9 protein-coding genes and 1 riboswitch are annotated in these 14,173 nt (G+C 39.4%); of the genes, 2 read left to right on the top strand and 7 right to left on the bottom strand.

What is annotated here, in order from left to right:
- Position 1 precedes the first annotated feature (1 nt).
- The 7 genes from ACYQ2E_RS06775 to mgtA form a co-directional block, all read right to left on the bottom strand.
- On the bottom strand, positions 2–1,801 hold the full coding sequence (locus tag ACYQ2E_RS06775) for a DUF1611 domain-containing protein (protein WP_460017311.1): 1,800 nt from the start codon (positions 1,799–1,801) through the stop codon (positions 2–4).
- A gap of 364 nt (positions 1,802–2,165) precedes the next feature.
- Positions 2,166–3,776, bottom strand: coding sequence for an ATP-binding cassette domain-containing protein (locus tag ACYQ2E_RS06780; RefSeq protein WP_460017312.1), 1,611 nt, complete (start codon positions 3,774–3,776; stop codon positions 2,166–2,168).
- On the bottom strand, positions 3,751–4,026 hold the full coding sequence (locus ACYQ2E_RS06785) for an acyl carrier protein (RefSeq protein ID WP_460017313.1): 276 nt from the start codon (positions 4,024–4,026) through the stop codon (positions 3,751–3,753). Before ACYQ2E_RS06785 ends, ACYQ2E_RS06780 begins: the two co-directional genes overlap by 26 nt.
- Before the next feature lie 5 nt (positions 4,027–4,031).
- Entirely contained in the window at positions 4,032–5,369 is a 1,338-nt protein-coding gene (locus ACYQ2E_RS06790) for a radical SAM protein (RefSeq protein ID WP_460017314.1), read from the bottom strand.
- A complete protein-coding gene (locus ACYQ2E_RS06795; RefSeq protein ID WP_460017315.1) occupies positions 5,366–6,469 on the bottom strand; it encodes a hypothetical protein in 1,104 nt (367 codons plus the stop codon). The genes ACYQ2E_RS06790 and ACYQ2E_RS06795 overlap by 4 nt, the downstream gene beginning before the upstream one ends.
- Positions 6,456–7,358, bottom strand: coding sequence for a helix-turn-helix domain-containing protein (locus tag ACYQ2E_RS06800; protein WP_460017316.1), 903 nt, complete (start codon positions 7,356–7,358; stop codon positions 6,456–6,458). The genes ACYQ2E_RS06795 and ACYQ2E_RS06800 overlap by 14 nt, the downstream gene beginning before the upstream one ends.
- A gap of 121 nt (positions 7,359–7,479) precedes the next feature.
- A complete protein-coding gene (gene mgtA / locus ACYQ2E_RS06805; RefSeq protein ID WP_460017317.1) occupies positions 7,480–10,212 on the bottom strand; it encodes a magnesium-translocating P-type ATPase in 2,733 nt (910 codons plus the stop codon).
- A 276-nt stretch (positions 10,213–10,488) separates the two neighbouring features.
- A riboswitch (M-box (ykoK) riboswitch) is annotated at positions 10,489–10,641 on the bottom strand.
- A gap of 662 nt (positions 10,642–11,303) precedes the next feature.
- On the opposite strand from mgtA, the gene tyrS reads away from it, so the two are divergent.
- Both tyrS and ACYQ2E_RS06815 read left to right on the top strand, forming a co-directional pair.
- Positions 11,304–12,572, top strand: a complete 1,269-nt coding sequence (gene tyrS / locus ACYQ2E_RS06810) for a tyrosine--tRNA ligase (RefSeq protein ID WP_460017318.1) — start codon at positions 11,304–11,306, stop codon at positions 12,570–12,572.
- A 184-nt stretch (positions 12,573–12,756) separates the two neighbouring features.
- The gene (locus ACYQ2E_RS06815; protein ID WP_460017319.1) at positions 12,757–14,115 is read left to right on the top strand and encodes a DUF2142 domain-containing protein; all 1,359 of its coding nucleotides are present in this window, start codon (positions 12,757–12,759) and stop codon (positions 14,113–14,115) included.
- The last annotated feature ends 58 nt before the right edge of the window (positions 14,116–14,173 follow it).

The following is a 14,173-nucleotide window of genomic DNA, read 5'->3' on the forward strand; positions in this document are numbered from 1 at the left end:
TTTACCGTTCCCCTGAAAAGAAATTCTCTACCATTTTGATAAGTGTTACATTTTCTTTTTTATCCCCTGGAACAATTACCGGTATTCCAAATTCTTCTTCTAATTTTTTCTTTTTTTGCTTACAATCATCACCTGACACTTTTTCTTTTCGGTCCGAAATGATTCCCCAACCATTCTTAAAGCAAAATGGATAAAGTGCAAGCCCAATCACCGAGCAGTTTATCAAGTTCTTCATCGTAAGAATTGTTCTTTGAATATATGAAAAACTATCATCAAAGTTTATAGCAAGTATTACAGCATCTGGATTTGTTCCCTGTAAAAATGCAAGTTGAGTTAAAGTAGATTGCCCCAAATTGTATAGAACTTGTGGTATTGTTCCTGACTGTGAACCGACTACGATTAAATCCTTGTTCATTTTATCTAGAATATTTACCAGATAATTTGAGTGTTCTAAAATCATTTGAGGATTTTGGTTTTCTATTCCCATATACCCAATCGGATAGGTAATATCAAAATTAAACAAACTACTTGTTGGTTCCGTTCCGATGAACCCTGTATCATAACCGCGTTTTTTCAGCGCATCCCTTAGTTGTATTTGAAGAGTGAATTTCCCTTGTTTACTACTTGTGCCAAAAATCCCCAAAACAGGTGTTTTGCTGGTGAACAATTTGCCGAATTTTTCAGGAAATTTCGGGGTGAGTTCTTCCACTGAGAGTAAATTCAGTTTCCCTAAAGAAAATTTCTCCGAATATTCTTCAAAATCAATAGAATCAAAGGCAAGCACCTCAACATGATACTTTAAGCATTTTTCTAATAATTCCTTTTTCAGATCCCGATGCGTAAGAAGTGATAATTCTTTTAGGTGTCCGATGACCAAAACATCTATGTTTTCAAAATTAATTCTGTCTGTGTTTTCCACAATTGTTCTTATATCTTCATCATAAAAGCTCATGAGTTCCCGGCCAATATTTCCAGAAAATTTAAAATCATAAAATCCAGCAACCTTAAAGGGAAGAAACGCAGAAAAGTTAAAAGCAGATTGAATTTCTTTATTATATGGAACTATAGCTACATTTTTATTTGCTAGCTCTATACTCGTAACCTTTTCTACCTCAAATGAATAAACGAAACGTGCAATTCCTTCAAGTTTTTCCATCACTTTATCTTTTGAAAGTCCGTAATAGTGTTGAGCCACATACGCCGTTACATAAGCACACGCAAACGAAGAACCTTGATTGATTGTGTATTCTGGATTTACCCAAGGAACACGTTGAACCCCACCCTTCGCACGAATATCAATCGGACTATTTTTTACTACTACAAAATCATCTTTTTTTGTACAGCGAAAAGACGTGTCTACTCCTATGACACTATCAAATGCAGCTGGATAAGAGATTGCTCCAGCGTTATCAAAGGCAGAAATTATCAATATTTTTTTTGATAGCTTCTCTATCAAGCTTTCTAGTATTTCATTATAATAAATAGTTCCCAAGCTACAATTTATTACACCATCCTGAAAATTCCGACTTATATATTCCAATGCTTTGTTTGTGAGATCAAGCATTTTTAGCTTGTCTTTGGAGAAGATATCAAAAAAATGATATATAACATCCATTTCTTTACAAGTTTTTGCAATAATCCCGCCAATCGCTGTTCCATGGGGGAACTTAACATCTAAATCTTGGCAGACCTCCTCAAAATTCCTCTTATCATTATTAAATTTATAAGTTTTCAAACATTTATCTTTAAAACATGGATGTTTTGTATCAGGATAACTGTCAATAATTATTATATTCTTCATCTTGTCACCTCACGCTCTGTCAAAAACAGAGTAAGCCTACAAAAATGTAGGCTCCCCTTTATATTATGCTGTTCTTCCTCATCAAGAATTTAAGTTACCATTCCAAACCGCAACTGCCGTTAGTTCCACCAGAGGCTTCAGCATAAAATGAAAGCCAGTTTTCTTCAGGCAATTCTTTAACAGGCTTTATAAGAATTTTCTTTTCCATTAAATTTATCCTCCTTTCTCTTTATGTTTTTTGCTTAATCCGGAAGAGCCCCTTTGCTAGGGAAGAATATACAGCAAATTACAGCTAGCTTTAGAGTCCCAGTTCTCCGTATTTCTCCAAAACACTTTTGCGATGCCCACCCACTCTCCCTTTTTATTAGTTTATAATCACATCATCAAAATCTATCACTTCATCGTACTCCATTTCATCATCAATATGATGTGCGATTTCCAGAATCATTAAGGGTAAACTGTTTATACATTCTCTTACCTTTCGAGCGTTTTCTGGGTCAAGTGCTGCAGTTACCTCATCAACCAGTAAAATGTCTTTTCTTCGTAACAAGAAGCGCGCTACTTCGATTCGTACTCTCTGCCCTCCTGAAATATTCTCTCCATTATTTTCTATATTGAAATCCAGAACGCCTTTTATTTCGCTTGTCAGTCCAACACGATTTAATGCATTAATTAGTACCTTATCATCAAAACTTTGCCCCATTGTCAGATTGAATCGAATAGAATCATTGAATAAGAACGGATTTTGCGTGATGATTCCCACATTTCTCGAATAATCTGAATAGATTTTACCACTTTGATTCAGAGCAAAGATTTCCCCCTTATCTGGAACAAGTTCACCATTAATTAGTCTGAGAAGTGTCGTTTTCCCGGCTCCACTTTTTCCTTTGATTAGGTATTTCTTTCCCATTTCAAAACTCAAAGTTAACTGTTTAAATATTATTTTTTGTCCAAAGGCTTTAGAAATTGCCTGAAGCTTTAAAACCGCCAAATCAATTATAAGCGAATTCTTCTCACCGCTTTCAGAAGAAGGTTCGTCTAGAATTACCTCCAACTTCTCACGCACGGACATGTTCTCCTGTATTTGTGTCACTGCATAGAGCATTGACTGAACTGGCCCTGTCAATTGATTTGAAGCAACATACATTGAGATTAACTCAGCAACGCTAATATGAATACCATACATGTTCATCATAAAACCTATACTTAAAGGCACTATTTGTCCTAAGAAAGCCGTGATTCCGTTTGATGAGTAAGAAATATTATATAAATAGGCATTCCGCGTTCGTGCTTCTTCTCTTTTTACAATTGCCCTAACAATATTCAGAAATATATTCTTTGTTGCTCCATTATTCTGAAGAGTTTGACTGCCGTGAATAGCATCCATTATTTTTGCCAACGCTGTTGTCCGTGCTTCAACAAGTTCTTTTCCTCTTTGTCGCATTTTATTATTTAAAATCGCTTGCGGCGCTGGCACTAACAGCAAACCTAGTGCAAATAAAATTCCCAATAAAAGATTGGTAAACAGCAGATAAGCAATTGTCACACCTACAACTGATCCCCAAATAATTAAAGTAAGGTGAGGTTGAATCCAAGACTCCCTATAAGCATCTGAGTCCTGCGATAAAATCGATATCTTGTCCGAATCACTGCGCTTTATGTCCGAATGCTGCAGAAATTTTTTTAGTATTTCAGATGAAATTAAAACTGATAGCCTTTCATTTATTAGATAAGACATATACATATTGCTGAGCAAAGCTATACCATAAATCCAGAAATAGCAAAGAAAACCAAGCAAAGCGAATTTTATTAAGTTTTCCCCTGTTAATTGTTCAGGCAAACTAAGTGCCATCCTCAAAATCAAGGGTTGTGAAAGATATTGCACTGAGTTAGCTAATATTAGAGATATAAGGAGTACTAAAGAAGTACCTTTCAAAAAACTCAAAAATCTAAAATGCCTTTTTATGATTTTCATTTTCTAATTTCATTTCACTCTCGCTCAAGACTACTTCAATCATGTTAATAAGGTCTTGTGCACTTCTCAATCGACTCATATTTAAGTATTCATCAGGAATTTCTATCTCAAAAGCATCTTCAATTCCAACGATTAAAGATATAAACTCCAATGAATCTTCAATATCTTCGTCTATATCAAAATCTTGAATATTATCAAGGAAAATGCCCAAATCCTCAAAGCATTGCTGCAGTTTTTCTTCCATTTCCATTTTCTTTATCCCTCTCCTATTTTTTCAAAATAATCCTGATTATCAAGCATATACAGAATACTTTTTATGGCACTTCTTTCGTAACCGCATTTTCCTTGTATTGTGAGTAGCCAGCCCTTGGCTGGACATATTCGATTGAAGCAAGAATAAGTAAAGGGGCAATCGCCGCAAGACTCTAAGCGGTTCTCCACGGTTCCTAGTGTCCATTTACTTTGTTTCTCCTGGTTAATAATTAGTTTGCCATCACGGGTAAGCATTCCAATTCTATTTTCCGGTCTATCAAATAAAACTGTACATTTGTATACCATACCATTACTTCCGATGATGTAATAATTATTCCGGGAAGAATTACACATTCCGTCTATAAGCATCATTGCGTTAACGGAAAAATCGAGCGGATACTTTTTTGTAGCTTCAATAATGCTACTATAAAACTCATCAAGGCTATTGACTAATCTGTTGCTAATTTTTTTCACTCTATTACCACCCCAGTTTCCCGCAGGACGAAAGAAGAATGAAAAACGACAGTCACTGTAGAATTCATTATGCATCAGTAGTACATATTCTTCTGCCACTTCCAATGTATCTTGGGTAAGGTTGCAGCGAATATTAATCTGAATATCCCTCTTTTTACAATTATCTCTAATATTCCTTAGATTGTTCAAAATCCTTTCAAACGTTTTTCCTCCATTTTGAAGCACACGGTACTTGTCATGCGTCATCTCGGTTCCATCTAATGTTATCGTGAAACTTCTAACCTTATTGTCAACTAAACTCTTAAAAATTCTATCGTTCAATAAATATCCATTTGTGGTAATATTAGCACGATATGGACGCTTTGCCTGACTACAAATTTTTCTGAATTCTGCTGATAAATATTCAATTCGTTTAATACCAAGCAATGGCTCGCCTCCAAACCAAGAGACTTCTAAGCCTGTATAATTCTTAATGTTTTTCCTAAGCCACTTAATAAGGCCCTCACATACTTCCAAAGACATATTTCCGCGTTCAAATTTTTCATAACAGTATGAACACCTAAAATTACATTCCTCAGAGGCAAGGATAGTTAAGCGTAATGTCGAGTCATAAACACGCTGATAATACTGCTGATTTATTTCCGCACTTTCATCTCTGTAATTTTCTACAATGATTCCTGCCTCAAGCAATGGAACTTGTAAATCTTTTCTATCTATAGCACCTTCAAAATCTTCTTTAGTCATTTTTACGAAGCGTTTACTCTTTGAGTTAAAAATTAAAATATTATTATCACGCTGGACGACATTATTGAATTTTGAGTATTGAATCATCCTATTTTCATTGAAATCCGAATCCTGTAATTTCATAATAGATTCTCCCTAATATATTTTTCCTCTGATTCTTCTAATTCATTGACAAGTTCCAATATTTTTGCATATTGAGAAGTCTTCTTTGACAGCATTGATTTTAGGCCAAGATACATTAGCTGTTTCGACTTTGATAGACTCTTATTAAGCCAATCCGTATCTAACTCCAAAACACTTGATAAATGAGAATATGTGCAAAAATGCTTATAAAGAATTGCCACTAACTTTTTATCCAAACTTTCTTGTTCCGAATGGGAGAGTGCTTGAATACGTTCTTTTATGCAATTATAAACCTGAAGACCGTGAACAATTTTTTTCTGATACAACCAATTTTTTGGATTACAAATCCCGGATAAATTTTGATTTAGATAATGGAAAACATCTAATTTTGTAACACTTTTATTGTCACCTCTCAAATAATCACTAAATAATTTTCGAGTATCTATCTGAGGGAATTGTCTATCGATTTTTAAATCTTCAACTTTTAAAATCCAGTTTTCGTTTTTATCTATCAAGGGCAAATAAATCTCTCTTTGAACCGCTAAGTAGGCTTCAATAAAGCTTTCTAAACTGATCCAAGCAAAATGGTAATGCTTATAATCGAAAAAATCTGAAAGTCTCACTTTGCTTTTACTCATTCCAGAAATCAACGGAGAATGGACAATATGGTTCTTGCCTGAGGACGAATATTCTCTAATAAAAAATGTGTCCACACTCAAATAGCAGTACTCTCCTTTTTTCAAAGATGCTTCCAAGTGTTTAATCAATTCAGCTGCCGTTTGGATACTCTCCCTACTAGTAAAAGTTTGTTTTAAAGGTACAGAACAGATATTACGCCCCATGAAAAAATCATAGAATGATGCATCGTGTCCTTCTAATTGGATAACCTCCATATTAAGCATTGAAAGATAATAATTCGCCTTATCTAGATTATTTGCCGATAAAATTGAATCAATATGAGACTCATACGAAACTATTTCCAATGTCGGCCTTCCTGTTGGAAGTTCAATAATTTGTTTTTCACACATAATCGTCGTTTTAGAAATTCCTTCAACGATAAATCTAACAAAAAATAAAAGGACAAATTCAATTTGTCCCATTTTTGCGCAATTTTTTTATTTCTTTTTTAAGTTTGTTCAATTCTTCTTCACATGATTCGGCTTCATAGTTGTTGCCAAGATTCTTTAAAATCACTACATATTCTTCCAATTCTTGACTTGCTCTCTCTAAATTCCCCTTCTCCTTTTCATAACTATAGGCCAACTGTTTTAAGACCATCCAAGCAAAATAATCGCTGTAAAGTGCTGCAATTTCTTTTACATGTCCTCTGTATTGTAGGGCATGCTGAAAATCTCGATGAGTCAAACTATTCCAGGTTGCTCCTCTCAATATCATGATAATTATCTGACGATTTTCTGCAATGTTACTGTAGTAAGACGACCTCTTTAAAATGTCTTCCAGCAATTCCGTGGTGATAGAATAAGGGAGAAATGCAAGAGTACAATTAAATAGCCGTAATTCTCGCAATCCCCAGTTCAAATTATCGTAAAGGAGCTTTATTGTAAATTCTGTTTCATTTTTCGATAAATTTTCAATCTGTTTGTGCCCATATAGAATAGCTTTGATTGAAATTGCCTGAATACGAAAGTTAAGATTCAATGTCTCTTGATATTTTTTAATGCACTTACTATAGATTTTCTTCAATTCTGACCAGTTTGATTCCTGCTCATAGATTCCCATTATATGGAACAGCCTGCTGAAATTATCACTCTCGAATTGTCGCATAATGTAAAAGAATTCTTCGGGTGATGCACCTATGTTTTCAAGAAGCTGAAATAATGCACTTGCCTTAATTTGACTTTCATTTTTTTCAAATCGAGAAAGTTGAGATTTAGAAAGCACACCTTTTGATGCAGCACGTAATGAAATATCTCGTGATTCCCTCACTTTCCGAAAGGTTACTCCCATAATATCTTTATAATTCTCCATCTATTTGCCTCCACTTTTCTTCTACAAATATATTATATCAAAGTTGTTACAATATTTAGTAGTGTCCTGTGTTGTATGTTAACTGATATTCAACAGCTTCAATGCGGCATTTCACTTCTTACTATAATAATTCACCATATCTTTGTATAAAGACCTTCTTAGCCCCCGTGACAAGCGCCATATACAGCGCCACCAGCAAAACCAGCCAAGGAAAGAAAGCAGGCGGCAGACCACTCAGCCCGATTGAGCGGCCGAAAGGCGTGAAGGGAATGACCGTCAGCCCAGCAATCCCGAAAAAAGTCAGCAAAGTCAGCGGCAACGAAGCCCGACTCTGCAGAAAAGGAATCTTCGGCGTCCGAATCAGATGAATCACCAGCGTCTGCGTCCACATTGACTCCACAAACCAGCCCGTGTGAAAAAGCGCAATAAATCCGATATATTCCGCACTGCCAGGCGTCAGCGAGCTGAATGGCCCGAAAACCGCCGGGCAAATCACAAAAAACATCAGACAGTAAGTCAGAATATCGAAAACCGAACTCGTAGGCCCAATCCGCAGCATGAACTTGCTGATAGAGCGAGCCTCCCACTTGCGAGGCACCGTCAGATAAGCTTCGTCGACATTGTCCCAGGGAATCGCTGTGCAGGACAAGTCGTAAATCAGGTTCAGCAGGAGAATCTGAATCGACAGCATCGGCATAAAAGGCAGGAAAGCACTGGCAACCAAGACAGAGAACATATTCCCGAAGTTCGAGCTCGCGGTCATCTTGATGTACTTAATCATGTTCGCGTAAGTTTTTCGCCCCTCAATAATGCCCTTTTCAAGCACCATCAGGTCTTTTTCGAGCAGAATAACATCAGCCGACTCTTTGGCAATATCGACCGCCGTGTCAACGGAAATCCCCACATCAGCGGCCTTCATCGCGGCCGCGTCATTAATGCCGTCACCCATATAGCCGACACTGTTCCCGCCGTCCCGCAAGGCTGTGACAATACGGGCTTTCTGCTGAGGAGAAAGCTTCGCGAAAACGCTGATTTCATCAGCTTTCTGCCTGAGCTGCTCATCACTCAGCTTGTCGACATCAACTCCGAGTAAAATTTGAGCTGCAGGAAGTCCGACCTGGCGACAAACGGCACGCGTCACTTTATCATTGTCACCCGTCAAAATCTTGACTGCGACCCCGTATTTGTCAAAGGCCTGAATCGCATGCGCTGCGGATTCTTTAGGCGGGTCCAGGAAAGCCAGATAGCCCATGAGCACCATATTGGATTCGTCCTGCACGGAGAAAGTTCCGACCGGCGAAGGATTCGTCTTCTGCGCCACTGCAATCACGCGCATACCGTTTTTGTTCAATTCATCCACTTTGTCTAAAATATAAGCTTTGATTTCTTCGCTCAAGCGGACAACATCGCCCCTGTATTCAACAAATCTGCAGATTTCCAGAATTTCTTCCACAGCGCCTTTGGTAATCAGCTGTGTCTTCTGTGAATTTTCTTCTGAATCATCACTCTGCACGACCACGCTCATGCGCCGGCGTTCAAAATCGAACGGAATTTCATCAACTTTTGTATATTTATCACATACACCGTTCAGCTGTTCCTCAGTCGCCTGGATAATCGCAATATCCATCAGGTTCTTCAGCCCTGTCTGATAATAGCTGTTGAGATAAGCGTGCCTGAGCACACGCGTGTCCTCCTGCGCCTGCACATCCAGCGAATACATCAGAACGACCTTATCCTGAGTCAATGTGCCGGTTTTGTCAGTACAAAGAATGTTCATCGAGCCTAAATTCTGAATGGAATTCAAATTTTTGATGATGGTTTTTTCCTTGGACATTGCCACAGCGCCCTTTGCCAGACAAGTCGTGACAATCATCGGCAGCATTTCAGGCGTGAGGCCGACAGCCACAGCCAGTGCAAATAGCAGCGCCTCCATCCAGTCACCTTTGGTAAAACCGTTAAGCAAAAAGACAAAAGGTACCATGATGAGCATAAATCGGATGAGCACCCAGGAAACAGAGTTGACGCCTTTTTCAAAGCTGGTCTTCTTTGCATTTGAGGAATTCTCCGTAATACGCCGCGCCAATTCCCCGAAGGTTGTATCCGCACCTGACGCAATAACAACTCCGAAGGCGGTCCCGCTGATGATGTTGGTGCCCATGAATGCCAGGTTCGGCACCTCAGTCAATACTGATGCATTTCCTTCCTGGCCAAAGGCGCTCAGCGCCGTTTTTTCCACCGGCTCACTTTCGCCCGTCAAGGAAGACTGGCTGACAAAGAGGTCTTTCGCTTCGATAATGCGCAGGTCGGCTGGAATCATGTCGCCTGCCGAGAGGTGAATCATGTCGCCTACAACCACCTCATCAATGGGAATTTCCTGACTGCCAGTCTCCGCGCGATAGACGTTTGTGGTCGTGTTAATCATCTTCAGCAGGTTTTCCGCCGCATTACCGCTGCGCATTTCCTGAATGAAGCGCAGCAGGCTTGAAATCACCACCATGGTCGTGATGATGATAAGCGCGGTCGGATTCGCCTCTCCCGGAGCCGCCAGAATGATGTCTGTGAATGCCGACACCAGCGCGAGAAGGGCGAGCAGCACTGTGAAAGGATTGATAAATGCCTGGCAGAGACGTTTTGCTGCGGAAATCTTTTTCCCGCGCGCGATGCTGTTCTCGCCGTACTGCTTGCGGGAAATTTCGACTTGCTCTGAGCTAAGGCCTTTTGAGCTTGTGTGTAATTTTTTTAATAATTCTTCTTTTTCTGCTTGTGCGGCAAATTCTAATCTTTGGCGCACGAATTCCTGCTGCTGCCTTGTCTTCATTGTGGTCGCAGTATTTTTTGTGAATAATTTTTTCATGGTCTGTACCTCATTTTTCTTGTAGTAGATTGTGATTGTACAGCCGTTAACCTTTAGACTACTATAAACTAAGGCGATGAAAATGAGAGGGCGTTTTCATGCTGTTAGTCTGCAGCGGACTGTCAGGTTCCGGGCCGCTGATGCTTTGTTCTTCCATCATTTTCATTCCTTTCTTTTGTTTTTTTGGCAGGCTTGCTTCTTAAAATAAAAACTTGCCTAGCTGCTTGAACTTAGGCAAGTGAATCATTCTATCAATGCGTCGCAAAAAGAACTTTAACTCGTTATCGTTCAAGCTTTAGCTTCACAGGGCGATGTTGTTGCACTATTTCACGCCTTAATGACATGAACTGTTGGCCCTCTCATCGTGTCTCCACGATTTTGCGGCAGCAACCCGTATCCCTGTGGTAGCCTCACCTACCGATGGCTAAATTAGTTTTAGCCAAGAATTATTGTATATTTTTCTAAGAAAAATGTCAACTATTTTACATTTTTCTCTATTTTGTCCAATTTTCTGATTTGACTTCCTGATGATTCCTGTTATAATATACACGTAAATGATTTGTTCAGGTGCGTTTTCACTTTTTCAAGTGTTGCGGGTCAACTCTACCTAAAGTTATCATCTGTCTTTGTTGTTGAACCAGTAACGAAAGATGTAAAAAAACTAATAACTTGACTTCTCGCAAATTCTTGATATAATAACAAGTGAACATGTCACCCATGTACGCAAATACCTCAGATATTCCTGTATCTGAGGTATTTTTTTCACTTTTAAGCGTTGCGGGTCAACTCTACCTAGAGTTGTCATCTGTCTTTGTTGTTGAACCAATAACGAAAGACAGCAATAAGAATACCAGCCAAGACTGGTACAGCAGTTGTTTGAGTATATCACCGAGGGGCCAATTAAAATTATATCAGATTGTTAATATTTTCGCCATTATTATTTCACAACTCTCTTATTTTTGAGCTAGCCAGTAAATCTTCCTTGACAATTCTCCTAAAATCCGCATTTTTGCGAATTTTCTGTTATAATTAAAACTAAATTCGCGTTTGCAAATCGCGGATTAAACATAAAAACAAGGAGGATGTAAACATTGGAAATTTTCGATGAACTCAAAGCCCGTGGCCTGATTAATCAGACGACTGACGAAACCGAACTGCGCAAAGCACTTAATGAGGGGATGGTCAGCTACTATATCGGCTTCGATCCGACTGCTGACAGCCTCCATCTTGGAAATCTCGTGCAAATCATTATGATGATGCATCTCCAGCGTGCCGGTCATAAACCTTATGCGGTCGTCGGCGGCGCAACTGGTCTGGTAGGTGACCCGTCATTTAAAGACGCGGAGCGTCCGCTTCAGTCGAAAGAAACTGTGCAGACTTGGCTGAAAAAAATCCGCGGCCAGCTTGAGCGCTTCTTAGACTTTGACACTGATGCGCCGAATCGTGCCGAAATGACCAATAACTTTGACTGGTTTGACGGTCTGACCTTTATCGACTTCCTGCGCGATGTCGGTAAATTCTTTACGATTAATTACATGATGTCGAAAGACTCTGTGAAATCCCGCCTGGAAACCGGACTCAGCTATACTGAGTTTGCATACCAAATCATGCAGGGCTATGACTTCTACGAGCTGAATCAGCTTTACGGGGTGACCTTGCAGATGGGCGGTTCTGACCAATGGGGAAATCTGACGGCCGGCGTAGAACTCATTCGACGCAAGGCCAATACCACGGCGCACATCATTACCACGCCTATTATCACTGACTCTACCGGGAAAAAATTCGGCAAATCTGAGGGTAATGCCGTCTGGCTTGACCCGACGAAGACAACGCCTTTCCAGATGTATCAATTCTGGCTTAATGTTGACGATGAAGATGCTGTCAAGCTGCTGAAAATTTTCACTTTCCTGCCGCTGGACGAAATTGCGCAGATTGAGGCAGATTTCAATGCGAATCGCGGCAGCCGTTCTGCTCAGAAGATTCTGGCCAAGGAAGTTGTGACCATGGTTCACGGTCAGGAGGCTTTCGAGCATGCACTGCATGTGACAGATGTTCTCTTTGGCGGCGGTAATCTTAAGGAACTGGATGCTGAGTCCATTTCTTCAGGTCTGCATGCTGTTCCTCACTATGCTGTCAAGCCAGATGAAGACCTGAATATGGTTGAACTGCTAGTTAACTCAGGTATTGAGGCTTCTAAGCGGCAGGCGCGTGAGGATATTGAGAATGGCGCCATTTACGTTAACGGTGAGCGTCAGCAGAGTCTGGACTTTGTTGTGAGTGATTCTGATAAGATTGACGGCCAGTTGACAGTTATCCGGAAAGGTAAGAAGAATAACTTTTTGCTGACTTATGCTGATTAAATCAATCAGTTAATTTTGGAAAATAAATCCTGTTTTGCATACAAAATGGGATTTTTTGTACTTTAATCTAATATTGTCGACTAAAAATTTCGAAAAAGAATCACTTCTTTTCTTCAGTATTATTAAACTATCAAAATTATCGTCAAATTCCCTGAAACGGCCTGACTGTGGTATAATTTTAGTAATGGATTTCCTCGCTGCATTCATAGAAAAAACTAATAATAGTAAAAATATCACAAAATCTGCCTGCGTGATTATTTTTGTGATTATTTCTTTTATGATGGGGAGTTATTATATCAAGAATGTCTCGCCGCTCACTATTCCTGATGCCAGCATGCATTTAGAAAACTCTGTTGCATTAGCTGAGGGTAATGTTTTTTTAACTAAAAATTACATCAAGCTGCCGAGCCAGTATTCATTTGATTATGAAACGGCTGACTCCAAACATCCTTTACCAGAATTCACCCGTGCTGACCGTTTAATTTCATACATTCTACCCGAACTGTACACAAAAGGCGGTGACAAATGGCTCAGTAAAATAAAAAAGCTGCCGAAAGTCACTGGTCAAACTAATACTTATGTCAGAAGGCAATATCCGTCAATTAACTGGCTGCCGCAGGCTATAGGCTTCTCCATTGCTCAGTCAGGGAATGCCTCGGTTGCTAATACTTTTATCTCAATGCGGGTGGCCAATCTGATTTTTTATATCTTGATGGCAGTATTGTCCGTTTGTCTGCTGCCGCGCGGGAAATTAATCGGTACAGTGCTGCTGCTTAACCCTTACACAATTCTTCTTGCTTCGTCAATTTCCGGCGACGTCTTTACCATTGCAGCTGCCAGCTTGTTCATTGCTTTTCTTTTCAATCTTTGCTCTCCTGGAGAGGCAATCGGCCGTATAAAAACCGGAATTTTGTTTTTCTTAGGTATCTTACTCTTTTTTACGAAAGTTGCTTATGTTCCGCTGCTTCTCCTGATTTTTGCCCTTCCGAAAGAGCGGCTTGTGCTGCGGAAAAAATTCGTATACACTGGACTTATTGGAGGCATCGGCACCAGTCTGTATCTGATTTGGTCAAGGTTCTTCTCAACGGTTGGCTATCCTATAAATTTCAAACCTGATAAAAACCTTGCTTATATCTTGAAAAGGCCGGGGGACGCAATTATTAGCATCTTTAACAATGTAATCCAGCCTAAAGATGTGATTAAATACTGGAACAAAATCTTCTCAGGCAAGGTCAAAGTTATCAACCAGCAGCTGCTTTATCCAGTCATTATTTGTTTTGTCATTGGAATTATCTGGCTTTTGATTTATCTGTTCTTTCTCAGAAATCGGGCCAACTGGAAACTTTTCCTTTTTGCTGTTCTCGCTGCCTTTGCTTCACTTTTCATTACTAACGCTGCACTTCTTGCCACTTGGACATTTACCTATAAATTCGGCTTTAAAGACCTCTTGGGCTTTCAAGGAAGATATTATATTCCTCTCATTCTGCTGCTGCTTGTCCCTTGGGTCGCTCATTACGGACGTGAGGGAGATGATTATGACTGATTTTTCTGTCATACCAATAAATCCTATTTTGGATAGTCAAAATAGGATTTATTTTTAA

The sequence above is a fragment of the Lactovum odontotermitis genome (assembly GCF_054658595.1).

Bases quoted from the DNA above. Each gene is read 5' to 3' on its own strand.
- ACYQ2E_RS06775 (WP_460017311.1), bottom strand. From the start codon at position 1,801: ATGAAGAATATAATAATTATTGACAGTTATCCTGATACAAAACATCCA.
- ACYQ2E_RS06780 (WP_460017312.1), bottom strand. From the start codon at position 3,776: ATGAAAATCATAAAAAGGCATTTTAGATTTTTGAGTTTTTTGAAAGGT.
- ACYQ2E_RS06785 (WP_460017313.1), bottom strand. From the start codon at position 4,026: ATGGAAATGGAAGAAAAACTGCAGCAATGCTTTGAGGATTTGGGCATT.
- ACYQ2E_RS06790 (WP_460017314.1), bottom strand. From the start codon at position 5,369: ATGAAATTACAGGATTCGGATTTCAATGAAAATAGGATGATTCAATAC.
- ACYQ2E_RS06795 (WP_460017315.1), bottom strand. From the start codon at position 6,469: ATGGGACAAATTGAATTTGTCCTTTTATTTTTTGTTAGATTTATCGTT.
- ACYQ2E_RS06800 (WP_460017316.1), bottom strand. From the start codon at position 7,358: ATGGAGAATTATAAAGATATTATGGGAGTAACCTTTCGGAAAGTGAGG.
- mgtA (WP_460017317.1), bottom strand. From the start codon at position 10,212: ATGAAAAAATTATTCACAAAAAATACTGCGACCACAATGAAGACAAGG.
- ACYQ2E_RS06815 (WP_460017319.1), top strand. From the start codon at position 12,757: ATGGATTTCCTCGCTGCATTCATAGAAAAAACTAATAATAGTAAAAAT.